This window comes from Streptomyces sp. NPDC031670 (assembly GCF_055580545.1).
This window is the reverse complement of the sequence record NZ_JBVILC010000012.1, coordinates 17,233-40,964: the sequence shown is the minus strand read 5'-3', so window position 1 is coordinate 40,964 and position 23,732 is coordinate 17,233. Positions and strand designations below refer to the sequence as shown.

Here is a 23,732-nt window from a genome sequence, read left to right as displayed (position 1 = left end):
CACATGACCGACGACACCATCTGCCGCCGCCTGGTCGGCCGTACCGCCGTCATCACCGGGGCCGGCAGCGGCATCGGTCTGGCGACCGCGCGCCGGCTCGCCTCCGAGGGCGCCCACGTGGTCTGCGGCGACATCGACGAGGCGGCGGCGAAGAAGACCGCGGACGAGGTCGGCGGACTCGCCGTGCGCGTCGACGTCACCGACGCCGAGCAGGTGGACGCCCTCTTCAAGGCCGCGTACGACACCTACGGCAGCGTCGACATCGCCTTCAACAACGCCGGTATCTCGCCCCCCGACGACGACTCCATCCTGGAGACCGGCCTGGAGGCCTGGAAGCGCGTCCAGGAGGTCAACCTCACCTCGGTGTACCTGTGCTGCAAGGCAGCCATCCCGTACATGCGCGAGCAGCGCCGGGGCTCGATCATCAACACGGCGTCCTTCGTCGCCCGGATGGGGGCCGCGACCTCGCAGATCTCCTACACCGCCTCCAAGGGAGGCGTCCTGGCGATGTCCCGCGAGCTGGGCGTGCAGTTCGCCCGCGAGGGCATCCGCGTCAACGCGCTCTGCCCGGGGCCGGTCAACACCCCGCTGCTCCAGGAGCTGTTCGCGAAGGACCCGGAGCGGGCCGCCCGCCGTCTGGTCCACATCCCGCTCGGCCGGTTCGCCGAGGCCGACGAGATCGCGGCGGCGGTGGCGTTCCTGGCGAGCGACGACTCCTCGTTCGTCAACGCGACCGACTTCCTGGTGGACGGGGGTATCTCGGGCGCGTACGTGACACCGCTGTAGGCGGACGCGTGCGGTGGCGCGGACGGCCGGACGGGAGGCGGTGTACGGCGGCCGAAGCGCCGTTCTAGGGTGGCCCGATGAGCATGACGACGCCGCCCGGCTGGTACCCGGATCCGGGCACCCCGCTGCTGGAGCGCTGGTGGGACGGCACCGCCTGGACCGGGCACACCCGCGCGCCCGGCCGGCCGGCGGAGCCGTCCCCGGCGCCGACCGTCCCCCTGGGGGCCGTGGCGCCCCCGGACCGGCCGCGCGGCCGGGGTCCGGCGGCCGTCGTCGCCGTGGCCGCCGCGGTCCTCGTCACCGCGCTGGTGGCCGGGGTGATCCTCCTCGACGGCGACGACGGGGGACCGGCGGCAGCGGCGGCGCCCGGCGGGGGCGCCGCGACGACGGCGTCCACCCGGACGCCGAGCGCCGCGCCGCCGCCCTCGCCCGGCGACGACCCGAACGTCCTGGTCGACCAGCTCAACGGCATCACCCTGCCGGTCCTGCCGGGCTGGGAGAAGGTCGACTCCAAGATCGACGGTCTGCCCACCATGCGGACCAGGGACACCTTCGACTGCCCGGGCGACCCGGGCGCGTTCTGCCACCACGCCACCGTCGACAGCCGCACGCCCACCCGCACCGACCTCCACACCGCCGACGCCCTCGCCAGGCACGACATCGCGGACGCGGCCGAGGCCGCCTTCGGCAAGGACGGTCTCGACCGGGAGCGCTACGGCGGGCTCGTCTCGCACCGCGAGGTGCGCTCCGCCTCCGTGGTCGTCGCGGGGCGCACGGGATACCTGGTGCGGTGGAGCGTCAGGACGGGAGCCGGACCCGGCGGATACGTCGAGTCGCTGGCCTTCCCGTCGAGCGTCGGCAGCGAATCGATGATCATCGTGCGGTTCGCCTTCGACGCGGGCAGGGGCGCCCCGCCGCTCGCCGTGCTCGACCGGATCACGGCCGGCATCCAGGTCCTGGGCGGCCGGGAGAACGGCGGGGTGGGCAGCAGCATGGCGCCACCCGCGCCCTGAGCCACCGCCCCGGGGGCCTCACAGGAACGTGCGCCCCTCGCCCCGGTACGTGGGGACGGTCGCCGTGACCCGGTCGCCCTCCACCAGCACCAACTCGTCGAACCGCTCGCACAGTTCACCCGCCTTGGCGTGCCGGAACCACACCTTGTCCCCGATCAGCAGATCGTCGGCGGCCGAGCCGAGCAGCGGGGTCTGCACCTCCCCGGCGCCCTCCTGCGGGTCGTAGCGCAGCCCCTCGGGCAGGTACGGGACGGGCAGCCGGTCCACGCCCGCCGCCCCGGAGGCGGGGTAGCCGCCGCCCAGCACGGTGACCACGCCCACCCCCGGCCGGCGCACCACGGGCTGGGCGAACAGGGCGGCCGGACGCCCCGTGAACGAGGTGTAGTTGTCGAAGAGCCGGGGCACGTACAGCCCCGACCCCGCCGCGATCTCGGTGACGGCGTCCTCGGCGGCGGTGTGCTGCACACTGCCCGTCCCGCCGCCGTTGACGAACTCCAGGTCCGGCGCCACGGCCCGCACCGCCCGCACCACCTCGGCCCGGCGCGCCGCCAGCTCCCGGCGCGCGGCCGTCTGCATCAGCCGGATCGCGCGCGAGCGCACCGGCCGCCCCGCCACGGCGTCCCCGACCCCGGCGACATGGCCCTCGTACGCCATCAGCCCGACCAGCCGGAAGCCGGGGCGGCGGGCGACGGCACGGGCGAGCTCGGCCAGTTGCGCGGGCTCGCGCAGCGGGGAGCGGCGGGCGCCGACGCGCACGCGCCCGCCGAACAGCTGGAGCGAGGTGTCCAGCTCCAGACAGATCCGTACGGGTGTCTCGTCCCGGTCCCGCGCCCGGTCGATGAGGTCGAGCTGGGCCGGATCGTCGACCATCACGGTGATGGCCGCGGCGAGCTTGGGATCGGCGGCCAGCTCCGCGAACCGGGCCCGGTCGGCCGACGGATACGCGAGCAGGACGTCCTCGAACCCGGCCCGGGCCAGCCAGATCGACTCCGCCAGCGTGAACGACATGATCCCGGTGAAGCCGTCCCGGGCCAGTACCCGTTCGAGCAGCGCCCGGCACCGTACGGACTTGCTGGCGACCCGGATCGGTTTGCCCTGCGCGCGCCGGACCAGATCGTCGGCGTTGGCGTCGAACGCCTCCAGGTCCACGAGCGCGAGGGGGGCGTCGAGATGGGCGGTGGCCCGGTCGTACCGGGCCCGGTCAGCGGCGCGGGGAGTCATGGGCAGAGCCTGCCAGAACGGCCTACCCGGGGGTAGGGGGACGAGTCGGTGCAGATCCCCCGAGCCCGGACCGCATCCCTGCTCTCCCGGTCCAGCCCGTAAAGTAGCGCCCACGCGGCGACGAACGGCCCTGCCGGCCAAGCCGATCCGCAGCGCGGGCACGACGGGTACGAGGGGGGCCATTGACCACGGACGCACAACGCCCCCCGGCCGCGGCGCGCCGCCCCGCGGAAGGGGACCCGGGCCGGGAGGCCCCGGCGGCCGGTCCGCACGGACCGGCGACGTCCGCCCACCCCGACCGCCGGGCCGCGCCCGCGTCCCCCGCGCCCCACGAAGCACCCCGTGACGGCTCCCCTGCCAGCTCCTCTGCCGAGGACGCTGCCGCCCGCACCGGCGTGCCCCCGCGCTCGGCCATCGACCTGCTGGACACGGGCCTGGCACCCCGGCCCCGGATACCCGCGCGGCCCACGACGGCCGACGCCGCGCGTCCGACGGCGCGCACCTCCCCGCAGCCCGCGCGCCCGCCCCTCCCGCCGCACCCCGCCCCGACCCGCCCCCCGGCCCCGCCGACACCGCCCCCGACCGCCGGACCGGCCGCCACGCCCGCCGCACCCCACCCGGTCGCGCCGCCCGCCCCGGCGCACCCCGCCGCGCCCCGGCCCACGGCCCCGCCCGCCGCCTCCGGCTCCGCGGCGCCCCCGGTCGCACCCGTCGCCCCGCCCCGGCCCGCCGTGCCCGCGCCCCGGGCCCCTCTGCCGCCGCTCCCGGCGTCCCCTCCGCACCCCGCGCCGTCCATACCCGCGGCCGACGCCCCGGTGGGCGGGCGGCGCCGCGGCCGGGTCGTCGCGGCGGCCGTCTGCCTGGTCCTGGGGATCGGGCTGCTCGGCGGCGCCGCCGCCGGGAGCTGGCTGAGCGGGGAAGCCGGGGGAGCGGACCCCCGCGGCGGCTACACCGCCGCCCGCGAGATGTGGCACAGCACCCCCGTGGACACCCTCTTCCCGCCGACGCTCACCGGCAACGGCGCCGGCCCCGGCGGCGCCGACCGCGTCTGGACCCGTGTCGGGGTCGCCCCCGACTCCGTCTGCGCCGGAGCCCTCGACCCGCTGCTGCTCAAGGCGCTCCGGCCGGTCGGCTGCGTACGCCTGCTGCGGGCCACGTACACCGACGCCACCTCCAGCGCCGTCACCACCGTCGGGCTCGTCTTCACCGAGGCCGGCCCCGACGCGATGGCGGCGCTGCGCACCCGGTTCGCCGACGAGTCCCTGGGCGACCGCGACGACCTGATGCCGCGCCCGTACCCCGTCAAGGGCACCCCCGCCGCCCGTTTCGGGGACCGTCAGCGGGCGAGCTGGACCGTACGCGTCCTCACCGACGCCCCCGTCGTCGTCTACTCCGTCACCGGCTTCGCGGACGCCCGTACCGTCACCGACCCCCAGCCCGCCGACCGCGCCCTCGAAGAGGGGACGACGGACGCGCCCGTCGAGGCGGGACTCACCTACGACGCCAAGGGCATCGCGGACCGGGTGGAACGCGCCCTGCGCAAGACCGCCGCCACCGGAACGAAGAAGCCGTCATGACCACGCCCCGGGCCACCGCCCGCCGGTACCGCGCCGCCGCCCTCGCCGCCGGTGCCTGCCTCGCGCTCCTGCTGCCCCCCGCCCCCGCGCGGGCGGACGTCATCCGGGACCGCCAGTGGGAGCTGGCCGCCATGCACACCCAGCAGGCGTGGCGCACCACCAAGGGCAAGGGCATCACGGTCGCCGTGCTGGACACCGGTGTCGACGCCACCCACCCCGACCTCGCCGGACAGGTGCTCACCGGCAAGGACCTCGTCGGCTTCGGGGCCGGCCGGGGCAGCCGGGACTGGGCCCGGCACGGCACCGCCATGGCCGGGATCATCGCCGGCCACGGACACGGGCCGGACCACGGGGACGGCGTCCTCGGTATCGCACCCGAGGCCAGGATCCTGCCGGTCCGGGTGATCCTGGAATCCACCGACCCGGCGCGCAAGAAGGCGCGCGAGTCACGCGGCGGCGCGCTCGCCGAGGGCATCCGCTGGGCCGCCGACCACGGCGCCGACGTCATCAACCTCTCCCTCGGCGACGACAGCGCCTCCGCGCACCCCGAGCCGTCCGAGGACGCCGCCATCCAGTACGCCCTCTCCCGGGGCTCCGTCGTCGTCGCCTCCGCGGGCAACGGCGGCGAACAGGGCGACCACGTCTCCTACCCCGCCGCCTACCCGGGCGTCATCGCCGTCGCCGCCGTCGACCGCTACGGCACGCACGCGGCCTTCTCCACCCGCCGCTGGTACGCCACCGTCTCCGCGCCCGGCGTGGACGTGGTGATAGCGGACCCGGACCGCAAGTACTACGAGGGCTGGGGCACCAGCGCCGCCTCCGCGTTCGTCTCCGGCGCCGTCGCCCTGATCCGCTCCGCCCACCCCGGTCTCTCCCCGGCCCAGATCAAGACCCTGCTCGCGGACACCGCCCGCAACGCGCCCCGGGGTGGCCGCGACGACGCCCGTGGCTACGGCAGCGTCGACCCGGCCGCCGCCCTCGCCGAGGGGGCCCGTCTCAGGCCCGAGGCGCGCGCGAACACGGCGACCGGGCGCGCCCGCGCCTACTTCGGCAGCGGCCCCGACAAGGAGAAGGAGAGCGGTCACCGCGCCGACTGGCTCGCTGCCCTCGCGGCTGCCGCCGGGGCCCTGCTGCTCGCCGCGTCCCTCACCCTGTGGCGCGGCAGCCGCACGGCCGGCCGGACCTGAGCCCTGGGGAAATCCCCTGCTGCGGAGGGCGGGGCGGCCCCCGGTTAGGCTCGTGCCGTGGCGCTCAAGAACATCCCGGACCCCGGTTTCTCCGACGACGACGGCACCGCCGATCCCGAACTCACGGCGGCCCTCGCCGCCTGGGACCGGGACAGGGGCAGCGGCGCGGCCCGCTCGCGTGTGCTGGCCGCGCTCAAGGACGCCCGGCTGCTCGTCCCCGTCGTCGCCGTGCTCGGTGAGGTGGAGACGGACGAGAACGGACTGCGGCGCGAGAAGACCAGCGACATGGCGGTGCCCACGCTCACCGCCGGCGACCGCAAGGCGCTGCCCGCCTTCACCTCGCTCGCCTCGCTGGCGCTGTGGGACCCCGAGGCCCGGCCCGTCGCCGTCCCCCTGCACCAGGCGCTCCAGGCCGCCGCCCACGAGCGCGCCGACACGGTCGTCCTCGACCTGGCGGGCCCTGTCGCCTACGAGCTGACGGGCGGGGCGCTGCTCGCCCTGGCCGAGGGCCGCACCAGCGCGGACCCGCTCGACGACCCGGCGGTCGTCGAGGCCGTGCGCACGGCCGTCGCCGCGGAGCCCGCCGTGCTCCGCGCCCACCTCGGCCCCGGCACCGCCGACGGCACGCTCGCCCTGGTCCTGGCCGAGGGCGCGGCGCCCGCGGAGGCCGCGCGCCGGGTCGCCGAGCTGCTCGCCGCCGACGAGGTGCTGCGCGCCCGTCTGGTGCGCGGCCTCGACCTCGCCCTGCTCCCGGCCGCCGCCCCGCGGCCCAACGAGCCCCTGTTCACGCGCTGAGCGCGGCTGCGTACGTACGAAGGGAGCGCCCCGGTCCTCCGGGGCGCTCCCTTCCTACGTACGCGAGGGCCGGGGACTAGCCGTAGACCGGGCCCGTGTACTTCTCGCCCGGGCCCTGGCCCGGCTCGTCCGGGACGAGCGACGCCTCACGGAAGGCGAGCTGCAGCGACTTCAGGCCGTCGCGCAGCGGGGCGGCGTGGAAGGAGCTGATCTCGGTGGTGCTGGCGTCCAGCAGACCGGCCAGCGCGTGCACGAGCTTGCGGGCCTCGTCCAGGTCCTTGTGCTCGTCGCCCTCCTCCGTCAGACCGAGCTTCACCGCGGCGGCGCTCATCAGGTTCACGGCGACCGTGACGATCACCTCGACGGCCGGGACCTCGGCGATGTCGCGGGTCATGGTGTCGAAGTCGGTGGTCTCGGGGGGCTGGGGGGAGGTCTCACTCATGCCCCACACGATAGGCGCTGCGAGGGTGTGCGCACGATTGGCCCCCATGCCGGTGTGCTGCTAACCTGGTGTAACGACCGGCCAGGCACTCCCATGTGTCCGGCCCACAAGTGGAGGCTCCGATCTCCCACCCGACCACCCTCCGGGGCGGCGGGTCATCCGGTCAGACGGTAGCCATCGTTCCGTACGGACGATGGAGCCGTCCGATGTGCGCCCCGCGGTTGACCGCGGCGGTGCTCCGGTAGTCCATGGAGCCCCGCCTGTGTCCCGTCCGGGGCATTTTTCATGTGCCGTGATGGTTGGTCCGAAGTGAAAGTACGCGCTTGTCTGCCAGACGGGCGTGTGGTGCTACCGAGGAGGATCCATCAGCGCCGAGCCCCGCATCAACGACCGGATTCGCGTTCCCGAAGTGCGTCTGGTCGGTCCCAGCGGCGAGCAGGTCGGGATTGTTCCGCTTGCCAAGGCCCTGGAGCTCGCACAGGAGTACGACCTGGACCTGGTCGAGGTCGCGGCGACCGCCCGTCCGCCCGTGTGCAAGCTCATGGACTACGGGAAGTTCAAGTACGAGTCGGCCATGAAGGCCCGTGAGGCGCGCAAGAACCAGGCGCACACGGTCATCAAGGAGATGAAGCTCCGGCCGAAGATCGACCCGCACGACTATGACACCAAGAAGGGTCACGTCGTCCGGTTCCTCAAGCAGGGCGACAAGGTCAAGATCACGATCATGTTCCGTGGTCGCGAGCAGTCCCGGCCGGAGCTCGGCTACCGACTGCTGCAGCGTCTCGCGGAGGACGTCCAGGACCTCGGCTTCGTCGAGTCGAGTCCGAAGCAGGACGGCCGGAACATGATCATGGTGCTCGGTCCGCACAAGAAGAAGACCGAGGCGATGGCCGAAGCCCGCGAGGCGCAGGCCGCCCGCAAGGCGGAGCGCCAGGGCCACGCGGCCGACGCGGAGGGCTCCGCGGAGGAGCCCGTCGCCGAGGCGCCGGCCGAGGAACCCGCCGAGGCCTGATCCCGGGCAGCCCGCCCAGGACTACCGATACATATGACGCTCCCGCGCGCCGGTCTCCGGACCGGCTGGGGGCGCCACTGACGAGGAGATAACGGCGCTATGCCGAAGAACAAGTCGCACAGCGGTGCCAGCAAGCGCTTCAAGATCACCGGCTCCGGCAAGGTGCTCCGTGAGCGTGCCGGCAAGCGCCACCTGCTCGAGCACAAGTCGTCCAAGCTGACGCGTCGCCTCACCGGCAACGCCGAGATGGCCCCGGGCGACGCCAAGAAGATCAAGAAGCTTCTCGGCAAGTGACGTTTCTCCGCCCCCGGTGACCGGGGGCGGAACGTCGAGACCGGGACCTATTCGAATTCGGGCCGTGTGATCACCGACCACGGCCCCGCTACAAGGAGTTAACAAGTGGCACGCGTCAAGCGGGCAGTCAACGCCCACAAGAAGCGCCGGGCGATCCTCGAGGCGGCCTCCGGCTACCGCGGTCAGCGTTCGCGCCTGTACCGCAAGGCCAAGGAGCAGGTCACCCACTCGCTGGTCTACAACTACAACGACCGCAAGAAGCGCAAGGGCGACTTCCGTCAGCTGTGGATCCAGCGCATCAACGCCGCTGCCCGCCAGAACGGCATGACGTACAACCGCCTCATCCAGGGTCTGAAGGCCGCCAACATCGAGGTGGACCGCAAGATCCTGGCCGAGCTCGCGGTCAACGACGCCAACGCGTTCGCCGCGCTCGTCGAGGTCGCCCAGAAGGCGCTTCCGAGCGACGTCAACGCCCCGAAGGCCGCGTAAGCGCCTGACGGCCTGTTGAGCCGGACCCGGACCCGCAGGCCATCGGCCTGCGGGTCCGGGTGCGTTGGTACCCGGGCCCCTGTTCGTCCGCGGGCCGTCTGTGGCCGGTCGCGCCCACGCGGCGGAGCCGCACATGTCACAGCCCCGCGCCCCTGAAAGCGCCCCTTCGGACGCCCAGGGGACTGCCGCGCAGCGGCACGCAAGGGGCGCGGGGAACTGCGCGACCCGCCCCCACCCACCCGCAGACGAACACCGGGCCCAGGCCCCCCGCCCCCTCCCAGAGAGACCGCGAGTACATGCCCACGCCCGAGCTGATCTCCCCGCGCTCCCCCCGTGTCGCCGCCGCCAAGCGGCTCGCGCGGCGCAACTTCCGGGGGAAGGAGCGGCGGTTCATCGCCGAGGGGCCGCAGGCCGTGCGGGAGGCCGTGGAGCACCGCAGCGGCGGTGAGGCGACGCTGACCGAGCTGTTCACCACCGTCGAGGCCGCCGAGCGGTACGCGGACATCGTGGCCGCCGCCCGCGACGCCGGGGCCCGGGTCCACTACGCGGACGACGAGGTGCTCGCCGAGGTCTCCCAGACCGTCACCCCGCAGGGCCTCGTCGGCGTCTGCCGCTTCCTGGACTCGCCCTTCGAGGACATCCTCGCCGCGCGCCCCAAGCTCGTCGCCGTCCTCGCGCACGTCCGCGACCCCGGCAACGCCGGCACCGTACTGCGCTGCGCGGACGCCGCCGGCGCCGACGCGGTCGTCCTCACCGACGCCTCCGTGGACCTGTACAACCCCAAGTCGGTACGCGCCTCGGTCGGTTCGCTCTTCCATCTGCCGGTCGCCGTCGGCGTCCCGGTCGAGCAGGCCGTACGGGGGCTGCGGGACGCCGGGGTGCGCATCCTCGCCGCCGACGGGGCCGGTGAGGACGACCTCGACGACGAGCTCGACGCGGGCACCATGGGCGGCCCCACCGCCTGGATCTTCGGCAACGAGGCCTGGGGCCTGCCCGAGGAGACCCGCGCGCTCGCGGACGCCGTGGTGCGCGTCCCGATCCACGGCCGGGCCGAGAGCCTCAACCTGGCGACCGCCGCCGCGGTGTGCCTGTACGCCTCGGCGCGGGCCCAGCGCACCCGCACGCCTCGCTGAGGGGGTCCGCACCATCACCTCCAGCTAGTAGGGTGACGGGCTCGGGGGCCCACTGTGTGCTTCGGAGAGGTGGGATACGGGGTATGGCTGTCGGCGTGAGGACCATCGGCGAGAACGCCCTGGTGCGCCCTGCTGCCCAGGACGACCTGGGGATGGACCCCGAGGACCTGCCGGACGGACTCGTCGTCGCCGACGAGAAGGGCCGGGTCATCTGCTTCAACACGGCCGCCGCCCGGATCACCGCGGTCTCCCCGCGCGACGCGCTCGGCCTGGAGCTGGAGCGCGCCCTGCCGCTGGAGGACCTCAAGGGCCGCCGCTGGTGGCAGCTGACCGACCCGTACGGCGGCCTCGCTATCCGCGTCGGCCAGCCCGAACGCAACCTGCTGCTGCCCGGCGGGCGCGAGGTGCTGGTCTCCGCGCGGTACGTCCGTGAGCACCCCACCGGCCCGGTGCGCCGGGTGGTGGTGAGCCTGCGCTCGACCGAGGCGCGCAGACGCACCGAGCGCTCGCACGCCGAGCTGATCGCCACCGTCGCCCATGAGCTGCGCTCCCCGCTGACCTCGGTCAAGGGGTTCACCGCGACGCTGCTCGCCAAGTGGGAGCGGTTCACCGACGCCCAGAAGCGGCTGATGCTGGAGACCGTCGACGCCGACGCCAACCGCGTCACCCGGCTGATCGCCGAACTCCTCGACATCTCCCGGATCGACTCCGGCCGTCTGGAGGTGCGCCGCCAGCCGGTGGACATAGCGGCGGCCGTCGGCCGGCACATCCAGGCCCATGTGGCCTCCGGCCAGGTCCCCGACCGCTTCCTGGTGCGCATCCAGCGCCCGCTGCCCGATCTGTGGGCGGATCCGGACAAGATCGACCAGGTCCTGGGCAACCTGCTGGAAAACGCGGTGCGCCACGGCGAGGGAACCGTCACCATCGAGGTGGCACCCGCGCCCGTCCGTATCGACGAGCACGACGAGAAGGGAACGGCCGTCACCGTGAGCGACGAAGGCCCCGGCATCCCCGAGGAGTCGATGGGCCGTGTCTTCACCCGTTTCTGGCGGGGCAGCAAACGCGGTGGCACCGGCCTCGGCCTCTACATCGTCAAGGGCATCGTGGAGGCGCACGGCGGCACCATCGCGGTGGGCCGCGGCTCCGGCGGCGGCGCCGAGTTCCGATTTATCCTGCCCGTCGGCGCCCCGGCCTACCTCCAGTAGGGGCCGCCGGGCGGCCCACGGGCGCGTACGTACATTCCCACCCCGTTAGACTCGGTCTTTGGCGCGTTCGTGTCTCGGCCATCGCGCGACGGTCTCCGCGCGGACGAACCGCGAGGCGGTACCGCGCGGGCGAGTCGCTGTCGCGGTGGCGGGACCCCCAGCCAAGCCAATCGGAAGTACGGGAAGAGATGTCGGCACCCAATAAGTCGTACGACCCTGTTGAGGTCGAGGCACTGAAACCGGAAGAGATCGAGCGCATGCGGGACGAGGCGCTCGCCGCCTTCGCCGCGGCCGGTGACCTCGAAGCGCTCGCACACGCGAAGACCGCGCACGCCGGTGGCACCTCGCCCCTGTCGCTCGCCAACCGTGAGATCGGCGCCCTGCCGCCGCAGGCCAAGGCCGCGGCCGGCAAGCTCGTGGGCATGGCCCGCGGCGCCGTGAACAAGGCGCTGGCCGCCCGCCAGGCCGAGCTGGAGGCCGAGCGCGACGCGCGCGTCCTGGTCGAGGAGGCGGTGGACGTCTCGCTGCCGTACGACCGTGTACCGGCCGGCGCCCGCCACCCGCTGACCACGCTCTCCGAGCGCATCGAGGACATCTTCGTGGCCATGGGCTACGAGGTCGCCGAGGGTCCGCAGGTCGAGGCCGAGTGGTTCAACTTCGACGCGCTCAACATCGGCCCGGACCACCCGGCCCGCGGTGAGCAGGACACCTTCTTCGTCGAGGGCCCTGGGGGAGGCTCCGCCGACTCCGGCGTCGTGCTGCGCACGCACACCTCCCCGGTGCAGATCCGCTCGCTCATCGACCGGGAGCCGCCGGTCTACGTGATCTGCCCCGGCCGGGTCTTCCGCACGGACGAGCTGGACGCCACGCACACCCCCGTCTTCAACCAGGTCGAGCTGCTCGCCGTCGACGAGGGCCTGACCATGGCGGACCTCAAGGGCACCCTGGACCACATGGTCCAGTCGCTCTTCGGCCAGGACATGAAGACCCGGCTGCGGCCGAACTTCTTCCCGTTCACCGAGCCGTCCGCCGAGATGGACATGGTCTGCTACGTCTGCCGCGGCGAGTCCGTCGGCGACCCCGACCGCCCCTGCCGCACCTGCTCCAGCGAGGGCTGGATCGAGCTCGGCGGCTGCGGCATGGTCAACCCCAAGGTCCTCACCGCCTGCGGCGTCGACCCCGGGAAGTACAGCGGATTCGCCTTCGGCTTCGGCATCGAACGGCTGCTGATGTTCCGCCACAACGTCGAAGACATGCGAGACATGGTCGAGGGTGACGTCCGGTTCACCCGGCCGTTCGGGATGGAGATCTGATGCGGGTCCCGCTTTCCTGGCTGCGGGAGTACGTCGACCTGCCGGCGACGGAGACCGGCCGTGACGTGCAGGCCAAGCTCGTCTCCGCCGGCCTGGAGGTCGAGACGGTCGAGCAGCTCGGCGCCGGCCTCAAGGGCCCCCTGGTCGTCGGCCAGGTGCTGACCATCGAGGAGCTGGAGGGCTTCAAGAAGCCCATCCGCTTCTGCACGGTCGACGTCGGCACGGCCAACGGCACCGGCGAGCCGCAGGAGATCGTCTGCGGCGCGCGCAACTTCCAGGTCGGCGACAAGGTCGTCGTGGTCCTGCCCGGCGCCGTGCTGCCCGGCGACTTCGCCATCGCCGCGCGCCAGACGTACGGCAGGACCTCGCACGGCATGATCTGCTCCGGCGACGAGCTGGGCATGGGCGACGACGGCAGCGGCGGCATCATCGTCCTGCCGCCGGAGCACGAGGCCGGCACCGACGCCATCGAGCTCCTGGAGCTCGTCGACGAGGTCCTGGACATCGCCGTCACCGCCAACCGCGGCGACTGCCTGTCCCTGCGCGGTGTGGCCCGCGAGACCGCCATCGCCTACGGCCTGCCGCTGCGCGACCCGGCGCTGCTCGACGTGCCCGTGCCCAACTCGTACGGCTACCCGGTGAAGATCGCCGACCCGATCGGCTGCGACCGCTTCACCGCGCGCACCGTCGTCGGCCTCGACCCCGAGGCCCGCTCGCCGATCTGGCTCCAGCGCCGGCTCCAGAAGGCCGGGATGCGCCCCATCTCGCTCGCCGTCGACGTCACCAACTACGTGATGATCGAGCTGGGCCAGCCGCTGCACGCCTACGACCGCACCCTGGTCGACGGGCCGATCGGGGTCCGCCGCGCCGAGCCCGGCGAGGTCCTCACCACCCTCGACGGCGCCAAGCGCACGCTGGACGCCGCCGACCTGGTCATCACCGACAACCGGGGGCCGATCGGCCTGGCCGGTGTGATGGGCGGCGCCAACACCGAGATCGCCGACTCGGTCACCGACCCCGAGACCGGGCAGGTCAGGGGCACCACCGAGGTGGTCATCGAGGCCGCGCACTTCGACCCGGTCGCCATCGCCCGTACCGCGCGCCGCCACAAGCTGTCCTCCGAGGCGTCCAAGCGCTTCGAGCGCGGCGTCGACCCGCAGGCCGCCTCGGCCGCCGCCCAGCGGACCGTCGACCTGCTGGTGCTGCTCGCGGGCGGTACCGCCGAGGCCGGCGTCACCGAGGTCCTCGCGCCCTCCGCGCCGCGCACCATCTCCGTCCCCGCCGACCACCCGGACCGGGTGGCGGGTGTGGAGTACGGCCGCGAGACCGTCGTGCGCCGCCTCCAGGAGATCGGCTGCGACGTCTACGGACAGGACGAGCTCGTCGTCACCGTGCCCTCGTGGCGCCCCGACCTCACCGAGCCGAACGACCTCGCCGAGGAGGTCATCCGGCTGGAGGGGTACGAGAACCTGCCCTCGACCCTGCCGAAGCCGCCCGCCGGCCGCGGTCTGACCGAGCGCCAGCGGCTGCACCGCCGGGTGGGCCGCGCCCTCGCCGGCGCCGGTTACGTGGAGGCGCCGAACTACCCGTTCGTCTCCGAGCAGGTCTTCGACCAGCTCGGCCTGGCGGCGGACGACCCGGGCCGCCGCGTCGTGAAGCTGGTCAACCCGCTCAACGACGAGGAGCCGGCGCTGCGCACCACGCTGCTGCCGGGGCTGCTCACCGCGCTGCGCCGCAACGCCGGCCGCGGCAGCCACGACCTGGCGCTCTTCGAGACCGGTCTGGTGTTCAAGCCCACCGAGCGGCCCGGCGTCGCCGGCCGGCTGCCCGTCGACCGCCGCCCCACCGACGAGGAGATCGCCGCGCTCGACGCCGTGCTGCCCGCGCAGCCCCGGCACGCGGCCGTGGTCCTCGCCGGTGCGCGCGAGCAGGCCGGCTGGTGGGGCAAGGGCCGTCCGGCGGACTGGGCCGACGCGGTCGAGGCCGCCCGGACCCTGGCCCGCGAGGCCGGCGCGGAGCTCATCGTCCAGCAGGGCCAGTACGGGCCGTGGCACCCGGGCCGCTGCGCCGAGCTCGCCGTCGTCATCGACGGGGAGATCGTCGCGATCGGCCACGCGGGCGAGCTGCACCCGCGCGTGGTCAAGGCGCTGAGCCTGCCCGAGCGCGCCTGCGCCATGGAGCTCGACCTGGACCTGCTGGCGAAGGCGGGGGAGGGCACCCTGCGGGCGCCGCGGATCTCCACCTTCCCGGTGGCCACCCAGGACGTGGCGCTGGTCGTCGACACCGAGGTCCCCTCGGCGGTCGTCGAGTACTTCCTGCGCGGCGGCGCCGGTGAACTCCTGGAGTCCATCCGGCTGTTCGACACCTACACCGGTGAGCAGATCGGCGAGGGCAAGAAGTCGCTGGCGTACGCGCTGCGCTTCCGCGCCCCCGACCGCACGCTGACCGTCGAGGAGGCCTCGGCCGCCCGCGACGCGGCGGTGGCCCTGGCCGCCGAGCGCACGGGCGCGGTGCTCCGCGGGGCGTAACACCCGCACGGCAGTACGCAAAGGGCGCGTCCGGATCACCGGACGCGCCCTTTCCGCATGTGCGCCGCCTTCCCGCGCCCCGCCCTCGCGCGGCCCCTCCCTTCCCACGCGTTCCTGCTCACTCGTTCGGGTGAGAACGGGGAGCCAGGTACGCGGAAGGGGACGGCAGGTGGACAGAATCAATCCGGCCGTGAAGGCCGGGGCAGGGGCGAGCGGCGCAGAGGCCTAGGGGGGCCGACGGCATGGTCCGTACCGGGAGTTGGACGGCGGCCTGCGCGCGCGCCCTCGGTACGGGGCGGGGTCTCGCGCTGTCGCTGCCCGTCCTCTGGCTGGTCCTGGTCGTCGTCTGGCAGCTGACCTGCCCCCTGGGCACCGACGACTCCCTGGGCCTGCGGATCGCCACCTGCGTCGCCTTCCTGACAGCGGTGGTCTGCCTGGTGCACGGCGTCCGGCTGGCCGCGGCGCGGGAGCTGCGGCTCGTCCAGGAGGTCGCGGACGCCGCCCAGCGGGTGCTGCTGCGCCCGCCGCCGCCCCGTGTGGACGGGCTCATGGTGGCCGCCGGGCAGCTCTGCGCGGGCCGGGGCGCGGTGGTCGGCGGCGATCTGTACGAGGTGATGGCCACGCGGTACGGGGTGCGGGTCGTCATGGGGGATGTGCGCGGCCACGGCCTGGGCTCGCTCGGCGCGGTCGCGGCCGTGCTCGGCAGCTTCCGCGAGGCCGCCCACGACGAACCGGAGCTGGCGGGCGTGCTGCGGCGCCTGGAGCGGGCACTGCAGCGGCATCTGCGCGAGCGGGCCCGCACCGAGCACCCCTCGTGCCGCACGGGTGCGCCCGAGAGCCCGCTCGCCGAGGAGTTCGTGACCGTACTGCTCCTGGAGATCCGCGCCGACGGCCTGGTGGTCGCCCTCAACTGCGGCCATCCCTGGCCCTACCGGCTGTGCGGCGGCGCCGAGGCCCTGCTGCCCGGCGACCCGCTGCCGCCGCTCGGCTCCTTCCCCCTCCCCGCCGACCTGCCGCTGCACCGCTGCACCCGGCTGCTGCCGGGGGAGGCGCTCTGTCTGCACACGGACGGCGCCGAGGACGCCCGGGACCGCGCCGGGCGGTTCTTCCGGCTGCAGGAAGTACTCGCCCGGGCGGCCCTGGACACCCCGCTGTCCCCCGCCGCGGTGATCCACCGCGTACAGCGGGAGCTGCTGCGCCACACCGGCGGCCGGCTCGCCGACGACGTGGCGCTGATGGTGCTGCGCAACGACCGGGTGCGCGTGCCCGCGCAGCCCGCCGCCCTCCCCACCGCGCGGGCCCGGCGCTGAACCGGGCGGGCGTGCGCCGTCGGCCCTGCCGCGGAGTGACGGGCAGTTCGGCAGGACCGGCGGCGCCGGGAGCGGGCCGCCGCACTGTACGAGGGGGAGCCGGCGGCCCGGCACGCCTCTGTGGAGAGGCAGTTCAGTCAATCCGGAGCCGTCCGGCGGCGGCAGAGTGCGCGGCGCACGAATGCGAGCACTCCCATCACACCCCGTGTGAACGCGCCTCCTCTACGCTGGGTCCACCGAGCCAACGGAGGGCCTGATGCAGCCCAATACCCTGCTCGACGCGCTGGTCGACGAGGCAGGCATCTCGAACGCCGGGCTCGCGGCCCATGTGAACCAGGCGGGCCGTGCCCGGGGGCTGGCGCTGAGGTACGAACACACCGCGGTGGCCCGGTGGCTGAAGGGCCAGCGCCCGCGCGGACAGGTGCCCGACCTGATCTGCGAGGTGCTCTCGGCCCGGCTGCACCGGCCGGTCACCCTCGACGACATCGGGCTGGGCGTGCCGGGCGAGCCGGCCGCGCCGGTGGGCTCACCGCTGGCGGGGTTCGTGGAGCGCGCCACCGCCCTGTGGCGCTCCGACGAGCAGCAGCGCCCGCACATCCTGGGCGCGCCCGCGGTCACCGGCACCCCGGCCGTGATGCCGGTGTGGGAGTGGGAGAACCCGCCGGAGGACACCGATGTGTCCCGGCACGGGCAGACCGCGGTGGGCGAGAGCGACATCGAGATGCTGCGGGCCGCCCGCGAGCACTACGAGCTGATGTACCGCAAGGCCGGGGGCATCGCCACCCGTTCGCGCATCGTGGGCTTCCTCAACTCCGAGACCGCCCCGCTGCTGCGCGGCTGCTACACCGACGCGACCGGCCGGAAGCTGCACCGGGCGACCGGCGGTCTGGTCGCGGTCGCCGGGATCTGCGCGTACGACTCCAACGCCCAGGGCCTGGCGCAGCGTTACTTCCACCAGGCGCTGCGGCTGGCGAAGGCGAGCGGGGACCGGGGGCTCGGCGCGTATGTGATCGCGCTGCTGGTCAACCAGTCGCTCTTCATGCGCGACTACCGCCAGGCGGTGGCCTTCGCGGAGGCGGCGCTGCGGGCGGCGGGCCATCAGCTCACCCCGGCGCTGGCCGCGGATCTGCACGCGATGCAGGCCAAGGCGTACGCGCACCTCGGTGACGGGCCGAGCGCGCTCGGCGCGATCCGTGGCGCGGAGCGGGCGGCCGAGCGCATCCGGCCGAAGAAGGAACCCGCCGAGACCGGCTATGTCCAGCCGGGCCTGGTCAACGTCCAGGTGGCGGAGGCCCTGCTGCGGCTCGGCGATCTGTCGGCCGCGCGCGAGCAGGCGGGACTGGCGGCGCACGCCCCCTCGCACGACCGGGGCCGGGTGCACCGCCTGGCGATGCTCGCCCAGATCGAGCTGCGCCAGGGCGACGCGGACCGGGCCGTCGCGACGGCGGTCGAGATGGCCGAGCGGGCCCGGGGGATGGAGTCGCAGCGCCTTCGCGACCGGTTGCGCGTCGTACGCGAGCACCTGGTCGAGAGCGGTTGCGCCGGCGCCGACGAAGCCGCCGAGCTGATCGACGGGGCACTGCGCGTTCCCCTGTGAGCGCGTGCCTGCTGCGATATTGCCATCCTCTTGTCGGAAGGTGGCAAAAACGTGCAGTGGACGAACCTGAGTGAGCAAACTGTCTATGAGAACCGCTGGTTCCGCGTCAATCTCGCCGATGTCGCGCTCCCGGACGGCCGACACCTCGACCACTTCCTGATCCGGCTCCGCCCGGTCGCCGTGGCGACCGCGGTCAACGGGGCCAACGAGGTGCTGCTGCTCTGGCGGCACCGCTTCATCACCGACAGCTGGGGCTGGGAGCTGGCCGCGGGGGTCGTCGAGGACGGCGAGGACATCGAGGCCGCGGCGGCCCGCGAGATGGAGGAGGAGACCGGGTGGCGGCCGGGCCCGCTGCGCCATCTCCTCACCGTCGAGCCCGCCAACGGGCTCATCGACGCCCGCCACCACCTCTACTGGTCGGAGTCGGCCGAGTACATCGGCCACCCCGAGGACGACTTCGAGTCGTCGCGGCGCGAGTGGGTACCGCTCAAACTGGTACCCGACATGATCGCCCGCGGGGAGGTGCCGGCCGCCAACATGGCGGCCGGACTCCTGCTCCTGCACCATCTGCGGCTCGGCGACGGCTGACCGCCGCCGTCCGCCGGTGTTCACCGCCCCAGCGCCTGCCAGACGGCGACGGTCAGCGCGCCGAGGGCGGTGAGCGCCGTGAGCGCGGGCAGCGGCCACCTCGTGTGTTCCAGGGTCGCCACCCGCACGCCCAGTTCGGCCAGTTCGCGTTCGCTCTGGTCGTCGCGGTGGGTGAGCAGTGTCAGCTGCCCGTCGATGCGGGCCAGGCCCACTTCCAGGGAACGGCGTAACTCGAACAGTTCGTCGACGGCCATCGGGAGGCCGGGGTCGCTCGGCACGGCGAGGCTCCTTCGTCAGTACGGCGGAATGCCATTGACTTTTCGCCAAGGAGTCAACTCGCCCTGCTCGCGGGGCGGGAGAGTGTGCGAAGAGCATATGCGGGCTCGCGCCGCACACCCGGTGTGAACGCGGCGGGCCCGGCCCTCGTCCGAAGGGGCCGGGCCCGGCGTCGGCCGTCGCGCGGTGGTCAGGCGTCTCGCGGGGTCAGGCGTACGTGTAGAAACCGGAGCCGGTCTTGCGGCCCAGACGCCCCGCGTCGACCATGCGCTGCAGCAGCGGCGGCGCCGCGTACAGCGGCTCCTTGAACTCGTCGTACATCGAGTCGGCCACCGAGGCGACCGTGTCCAGACCGATGAGATCGGACAGCTTGAGCGGACCCATCGGGTGGGCGCAGCCCAGCTCCATGCCGTTGTCGATGTCCTCGCGGCTGGCGATGCCCGACTCGAACATCCGGATCGCGGAGAGCAGATACGGGATGAGCAGCGCGTTGACCACGAAGCCCGAGCGGTCCTGGGCGCGGATCGCGTGCTTGCCGAGGACCTTCTCCACCATGGCCTGGGCCCGGCTGAGGGTGCCCTCCGAGGTGGTGAGCGCCGGGATCAGCTCGACGAGCTTCTGCACCGGCGCCGGGTTGAAGAAGTGGATGCCGATGACCTGGTCGGGCCGCGAGGTGGCGACCGCGAGCTTCACCAGCGGGATGGAGGAGGTGTTGGAGGCCAAGATCGCGTCCGGGCGGGTGACCACCTGGTCGAGGACCTGGAAGATCTCGGTCTTGACCTGCTCGTTCTCGACCACGGCCTCGATGACCAGATCGCGGTCGGCGAACTCGCCGAGGTCGGTGGTGAAGCTCAGCCGGGCGAGCGTCGCGTCGCGCTCCTCCTCGGTGATCTTGCCGCGCTCGGCGGCCTTCGAGAGGGAGTTGTGCAGCCGGGTACGGCCGATCTCCAGGGCTTCGCCGGTGGTCTCGGCGACCTTCACGTCCAGGCCGCTACGGGCGCAGACCTCCGCGATGCCGGCTCCCATCTGGCCGCAGCCCACCACTCCGACGCGTGCAATATCTGCCGTAGGGTCCGTCACATCGTGCCTTTCGCTTCTGACAGAAAAGTCCCGGCGGGTCCCCCGTATGAGTCCGGCGCCCGACCCGGCCCCACGACGTTACTCCGCGCCTGCGTGGGATCAGGGGGTGGGGCGGGCATGCTGTGCGCAACACCGGACATTCTCGGCGACGAGGGGGGCACCAAGTGGGACGGATCACTCGGCGGGGACTGCTGGCGGCGACGCTCGCCGCCGGCTCGACTGGCGCGGTGAACGGCCTGGTCACAGCGGATGTGGCCGCCGCGCAGGACGTGCCCGGAGCCCTCGCGGCCCCCTCTGCCGGCCGCCCCTGGCACGCCCCGCGGCCCCTGGAGTTCCGGGGGGTGTGGCTGGCGACGGTGTCCAACCTCGACTGGCCCTCGCAACCGGGTCTGCCCCCGGACCGGCAGGAGGCCGAGCTCATCGCCCACCTCGACCGGGCCGCCGCCCTGCGGCTGAACGTGGTGGCGCTCCAGGTCCGCCCCACCGCCGACGCCCTGTGGCCCTCGCCGTACGAGCCGTGGAGCCAGTACCTCAGCGGGGTCCAGGGCCAGGACCCCGGCTGGGACCCGCTGGGCACGGCCGTCCGCGAGGCCCACCGGCGCGGCCTGGAGCTGCACGCCTGGTTCAACCCGTACCGGGTGGCCAACCACACCGACCCGTCCAGACTGGTGCCGACCCATCCCGCGCGCGTGCACCCCGAGTGGGTCGTGGCGTACGGCGGAAAGCTCTACTACAACCCCGGGATCCCGGAGGTCCGCCACTTCGTGCAGGACGCGATGCTGGACGCGGTCGCGCGCTACGACGTGGACGCGGTGCACTGGGACGACTACTTCTATCCGTACCCGGTCGCCGGTCAGACCTTCGCCGACGACGACGCCTACGACCGGTACGGCGCGGACTTCCCCGACCGGGCGGCCTGGCGCCGCGACAACATCGACCGCCTCGTCCGGGAGACCGCGGACCGGATCAAGCGGATCCGGGGCCGGGTGAAGTTCGGGATCAGCCCCTTCGCGGTCTGGCGCAACGCGGCGACCGACCCGCTCGGCTCGCCCACCAGGGCCGGCGTGCAGACCTACGACGACCTGCACGCCGACACCCGCAAGTGGGTGCGCGAGCACTGGATCGACTACATCTGCCCGCAGGTGTACTGGAACATCGGCTTCCAGGCCGCCGACTACGCCGAGCTGGTGCCCTGGTGGGACGCGGTCGCCCGGGGCAGCGGCACCCAGCTGATCGTCGGTGAGGCCCTGTACAAGGCGGGCAACCCCGCGCAGCCCCCCGCCTGGCAGGACCCGGCCGAGCTGTCCCGCCACCTCACGTTCGCCCGGCGCTACGCCTCCGTGCGGGGCCACTGCTTCTTCTCCGCCAAGGACGTCGCCGAGGACCGGATCGGCGCGATGGCCCGTGTGGTCGCGGACCACTATCCCGGCCGGGTGCGGCCGTGACCGCCCCGCGCGGATGGTTTCAGGCCGCCGCGCGCTGGGTGACGGCGATGCACACCAGCACACCCGCCGCGGCCAGCGGGGCGGCGGGGGAGAGGTGTTCGCCGAGCAGCAGGACCGCCCAGACCAGTGTGAGCAGCGGCTGCGCCAGCTGGAGCTGACTGGCCCGGGGCACCCCGATGGCGGCCATGCCCCGGTACCAGACGTACAGCCCGAAGAACTGCGAGCCGGCCGCCACCCACAGCACCCCCAGGACGCCGTGCGCGCCCAGGTGGACCGGTTCGGCGGCGAGGGCCGCGGCCGAGCCGACGGCGGCCAGCGGCAGGGTGAGGATCAGCGCCCAGCCGATCACCTGCCAGCCCGGTATCACCCGGGCGAGGCGTCCGCCCTCGGTGTACCCGGCGGCGCAGACCAGCAGGGCGGCGAAGAGGTAGAGGTCGCCCGTGGAGAGGGCGCCGCCGCTCTGCTGCACGGTGAAGGCGACCACCACCCCGGCTCCGGCCAGCGCCGCGGCCCAGAAGGCGGGGGAGGGCCGGCGCCCGGTCCGCAGCGCCGAGAGCGCGGCCGTGGTCAGCGGCAACAGGCCCACCACGACCGCCGCGTGCGAGGTGGTGGAGGTCCGCAGGGCCATGGTGGTCAGCAGCGGGAAGCCGACCACGGTCCCGGCCGCGACCACCGCGAGGCCCGCCCAGTGCCGGCGCTCGGGCAGCGGAACCCGGCCCACCAGCAGGAAGACCCCGGCGATCACTCCGGCGAGCAGACTGCGGACGGCGACGAGCGACCAGGGTCCGAAGCTCTCCAGGCCCCAGGCGGTGGCCGGGAAGGTCAGGGAGAAGGCGACGACACCGAGTCCGGCCAGGAGCGCGCCCTGCCGGGGGTCGGTGGCCGCCGCCGGGGCCGCCACGGGGATGCGGGCCGGGCGGCTGTCGACCGCTATCGTCGTGGAGGCAGTAGCGCTATCCTGTGCTGTCATGCAAGAGCGTAGCAGTGTGGCCGACCTGGCGACCATCCTCAAAGATGAGCTCGACCGCTACTCCGTAGGTGGAAAGCTGCCGTCGAGCCGGGCCCTCGTCGAGCGGTACCGGGTCTCGCCGGTGACCGTCTCGCGGGCCCTGGCCAGGCTCGCCGCCGAGGGCCTGGTCGTCACCCGGCCCGGCGCCGGGGTCTTCCGCGCCGAGCCCCGTACGTCCGCGACCCGCGCCGGCGACACCTCCTGGCAGGAGGTCTCGCTCAGCGCCGACGGCGCCACCGACGCGGTACCGCGCGCGGTCGACGCCTCCGGGGTCCTGGCCACCCTCGCCGCGCCGCCGCCCGGGGTGATCGAGTTCAACGGCGGCTACCTCGCCCCCGCCCTCCAGCCGGAGCGCGCGATGGCCGCCGCCCTCGCCCGGGCCGGCCGCCGCCCCGGCGCCTGGGGCCGGCCGCCCACCGACGGGCTGACCGAACTGCGCGAGTGGTTCGCCCGCGAGATCGGCGGCACGGTCACCGCCGCCGAGGTGCTGATCTGCGCCGGGGGGCAGTCCGCGCTCACCACGGCGCTGCGGGCGCTCGCGGCACCGGGGGCGCCGGTCCTGGTGGAGTCGCCGACCTATCCCGGCATGCTCGCGGTGGCCCGTGCCTCGGGGCTGCGGCCGGTACCGGTCCCGGTCGACACCGACGGGGTGCGGCCCGACCTGCTCGCCGCCGCCTTCCGGGCCACCGGGGCGCGGGTCCTGGTGAGCCAGCCGCTCTTCCAGAACCCCACGGGCGCGGTGCTCGCCCCGGCCCGGCGGGCCGAAGTGCTGCGGGTGGCACGGGAGTCCGGGGCGTTCGTGATCGAGGACGACTTCGCCCGGCTGCTCGTCCACGCGGACGCGGGCCCGCTGCCCGCGCCGCTAGCCGCCGACGACCCCGACGGCGTCGTCGTGCACGTCCGCTCGCTCACCAAGGTGGCCTCTCCCAGTCTGCGCGTGGGCGCGCTCGCGGCCCGGGGCCCGGTCCTGGAGCGGCTGCGCGCGATCCAGGTCGTGGACAGCTTCTTCGTCCCGCGCCCGCTCCAGGAAACGGCCCTTGAGCTGGTCGGCTCCCCTGCCTGGCCCCGCCATCTGCGGGCCGTCTCCCAGGAGCTGGGAGAGCGCCGCCAGGCCATGGCGACCGCGCTGGCCCGCCATCTGCCCGGGCCGGCCGTGCCCCATCTGCCCTCCGGCGGCTACCACCTGTGGCTGCGCCTGCCGGACGGCACCCCCGAGGCCGCGCTCGCCGCCGCGGCCCTGCGCGCCGGGGTCGCGGTCGCCCCCGGCCGCCCGTACTTCAGCGCCGAGCCCCCCGCGGCCCACCTCCGGCTGTGCTTCGCGGGCGTGGCGGGCCGGGCCGAGATCGAGGAGGGGGTACGGCGGCTGCGTACCGCCTACGACGAGGTCGGCGCCGCGACCCCTTGACCGACCGCGCGTCCGGTCGCACGATCA

22 protein-coding genes are annotated in these 23,732 nt (G+C 74.1%); 17 read left to right on the top strand and 5 right to left on the bottom strand.

Annotation, left to right across the window (positions count from 1 at the left end; all coding sequences use genetic code 11):
* Nucleotides 1-3 precede the first annotated feature (3 nt).
* Both ACZ5ID_RS22355 and ACZ5ID_RS22350 read left to right on the top strand, forming a co-directional pair.
* Nucleotides 4-786, top strand: a complete 783-nt coding sequence (locus tag ACZ5ID_RS22355) for a 3-oxoacyl-ACP reductase (protein ID WP_406554327.1) — start codon at nt 4-6, stop codon at nt 784-786.
* Nucleotides 787-863: 77 nt separating this feature from the next.
* Nucleotides 864-1,799, top strand: coding sequence for a DUF2510 domain-containing protein (locus tag ACZ5ID_RS22350; RefSeq protein WP_468900665.1), 936 nt, complete (start codon nt 864-866; stop codon nt 1,797-1,799).
* A gap of 18 nt (nt 1,800-1,817) precedes the next feature.
* Here ACZ5ID_RS22350 and ACZ5ID_RS22345 read toward each other — a convergent pair whose 3' ends face one another.
* Complete coding sequence (locus ACZ5ID_RS22345; RefSeq protein ID WP_468900662.1) at nt 1,818-3,020, bottom strand: amino acid deaminase/aldolase; 1,203 nt, start codon at nt 3,018-3,020, stop codon at nt 1,818-1,820.
* Between the two features lie 182 nt (nt 3,021-3,202).
* Between ACZ5ID_RS22345 and ACZ5ID_RS22340 the strand changes: the two genes are divergently transcribed.
* From ACZ5ID_RS22340 to ACZ5ID_RS22330, 3 genes are read left to right on the top strand one after another with little or no spacing between them, the layout of a single operon-like run.
* Nucleotides 3,203-4,597: a hypothetical protein gene (locus ACZ5ID_RS22340; RefSeq protein WP_468900659.1), complete on the top strand. Its 1,395-nt coding sequence runs from the start codon at nt 3,203-3,205 to the stop codon at nt 4,595-4,597.
* Entirely contained in the window at nt 4,594-5,784 is a 1,191-nt protein-coding gene (gene mycP / locus ACZ5ID_RS22335) for a type VII secretion-associated serine protease mycosin (RefSeq protein ID WP_468900656.1), read from the top strand. The genes ACZ5ID_RS22340 and mycP overlap by 4 nt, the downstream gene beginning before the upstream one ends.
* A gap of 57 nt (nt 5,785-5,841) precedes the next feature.
* Nucleotides 5,842-6,579, top strand: coding sequence for an SseB family protein (locus ACZ5ID_RS22330; RefSeq protein WP_468900653.1), 738 nt, complete (start codon nt 5,842-5,844; stop codon nt 6,577-6,579).
* Nucleotides 6,580-6,655: 76 nt separating this feature from the next.
* On the opposite strand, the gene ACZ5ID_RS22325 is transcribed toward ACZ5ID_RS22330, so the two are convergent.
* The gene (locus ACZ5ID_RS22325; protein ID WP_468900650.1) at nt 6,656-7,021 is read right to left on the bottom strand and encodes a DUF1844 domain-containing protein; all 366 of its coding nucleotides are present in this window, start codon (nt 7,019-7,021) and stop codon (nt 6,656-6,658) included.
* 340 nt (nt 7,022-7,361) lie between these two features.
* On the opposite strand from ACZ5ID_RS22325, the gene infC reads away from it, so the two are divergent.
* The 10 genes from infC (at nt 7,362) to ACZ5ID_RS22275 (ending at nt 18,490) form a co-directional block, all read left to right on the top strand.
* Entirely contained in the window at nt 7,362-8,033 is a 672-nt protein-coding gene (gene infC, locus ACZ5ID_RS22320; protein WP_468900648.1) for a translation initiation factor IF-3, read from the top strand.
* 99 nt (nt 8,034-8,132) lie between these two features.
* Entirely contained in the window at nt 8,133-8,327 is a 195-nt protein-coding gene (gene rpmI / locus ACZ5ID_RS22315; protein WP_030754426.1) for a 50S ribosomal protein L35, read from the top strand.
* A 105-nt stretch (nt 8,328-8,432) separates the two neighbouring features.
* Entirely contained in the window at nt 8,433-8,816 is a 384-nt protein-coding gene (gene rplT, locus ACZ5ID_RS22310; protein ID WP_003970214.1) for a 50S ribosomal protein L20, read from the top strand.
* Between the two features lie 296 nt (nt 8,817-9,112).
* Nucleotides 9,113-9,949 (top strand): TrmH family RNA methyltransferase, encoded by an 837-nt coding sequence (locus tag ACZ5ID_RS22305; RefSeq protein WP_358835219.1) that lies wholly within the window; start codon nt 9,113-9,115, stop codon nt 9,947-9,949.
* Between the two features lie 152 nt (nt 9,950-10,101).
* The gene (locus tag ACZ5ID_RS22300) at nt 10,102-11,154 is read left to right on the top strand and encodes a sensor histidine kinase (protein WP_468901088.1); all 1,053 of its coding nucleotides are present in this window, start codon (nt 10,102-10,104) and stop codon (nt 11,152-11,154) included.
* A gap of 188 nt (nt 11,155-11,342) precedes the next feature.
* Entirely contained in the window at nt 11,343-12,467 is a 1,125-nt protein-coding gene (gene pheS, locus ACZ5ID_RS22295; protein ID WP_468900644.1) for a phenylalanine--tRNA ligase subunit alpha, read from the top strand.
* Nucleotides 12,467-14,995, top strand: coding sequence for a phenylalanine--tRNA ligase subunit beta (pheT, locus tag ACZ5ID_RS22290; protein ID WP_468900641.1), 2,529 nt, complete (start codon nt 12,467-12,469; stop codon nt 14,993-14,995). The genes pheS and pheT overlap by 1 nt, the downstream gene beginning before the upstream one ends.
* Nucleotides 14,996-15,237: 242 nt before the next feature.
* Nucleotides 15,238-16,305, top strand: coding sequence for a PP2C family protein-serine/threonine phosphatase (locus ACZ5ID_RS22285; protein WP_468900638.1), 1,068 nt, complete (start codon nt 15,238-15,240; stop codon nt 16,303-16,305).
* A 256-nt stretch (nt 16,306-16,561) separates the two neighbouring features.
* Nucleotides 16,562-17,902 carry a transcriptional regulator gene (locus ACZ5ID_RS22280; RefSeq protein WP_468900637.1) on the top strand — a complete coding sequence of 447 codons (1,341 nt, stop codon included), beginning with the start codon at nt 16,562-16,564 and terminating at the stop codon, nt 17,900-17,902.
* A 51-nt stretch (nt 17,903-17,953) separates the two neighbouring features.
* A complete protein-coding gene (locus tag ACZ5ID_RS22275) occupies nt 17,954-18,490 on the top strand; it encodes an NUDIX domain-containing protein (protein ID WP_406553209.1) in 537 nt (178 codons plus the stop codon).
* Nucleotides 18,491-18,510: 20 nt separating this feature from the next.
* Here the strand turns inward: ACZ5ID_RS22275 and ACZ5ID_RS22270 are convergent, their stop codons facing one another.
* Nucleotides 18,511-18,768: a hypothetical protein gene (locus tag ACZ5ID_RS22270; protein WP_406553210.1), complete on the bottom strand. Its 258-nt coding sequence runs from the start codon at nt 18,766-18,768 to the stop codon at nt 18,511-18,513.
* 205 nt (nt 18,769-18,973) lie between these two features.
* Nucleotides 18,974-19,846 (bottom strand): 3-hydroxybutyryl-CoA dehydrogenase, encoded by an 873-nt coding sequence (locus ACZ5ID_RS22265; protein ID WP_365110854.1) that lies wholly within the window; start codon nt 19,844-19,846, stop codon nt 18,974-18,976.
* Between the two features lie 164 nt (nt 19,847-20,010).
* Between ACZ5ID_RS22265 and ACZ5ID_RS22260 the strand changes: the two genes are divergently transcribed.
* Nucleotides 20,011-21,291: a glycoside hydrolase family 10-like protein gene (locus ACZ5ID_RS22260; RefSeq protein WP_468900632.1), complete on the top strand. Its 1,281-nt coding sequence runs from the start codon at nt 20,011-20,013 to the stop codon at nt 21,289-21,291.
* A gap of 19 nt (nt 21,292-21,310) precedes the next feature.
* Here the strand turns inward: ACZ5ID_RS22260 and ACZ5ID_RS22255 are convergent, their stop codons facing one another.
* On the bottom strand, nt 21,311-22,261 hold the full coding sequence (locus tag ACZ5ID_RS22255; RefSeq protein ID WP_468900630.1) for a DMT family transporter: 951 nt from the start codon (nt 22,259-22,261) through the stop codon (nt 21,311-21,313).
* On the opposite strand from ACZ5ID_RS22255, the gene ACZ5ID_RS22250 reads away from it, so the two are divergent.
* Nucleotides 22,260-23,705 (top strand): aminotransferase-like domain-containing protein, encoded by a 1,446-nt coding sequence (locus ACZ5ID_RS22250; protein WP_468900627.1) that lies wholly within the window; start codon nt 22,260-22,262, stop codon nt 23,703-23,705. The two genes, ACZ5ID_RS22255 and ACZ5ID_RS22250, sit on opposite strands and share 2 nt — an antisense overlap.
* The last annotated feature ends 27 nt before the right edge of the window (nt 23,706-23,732 follow it).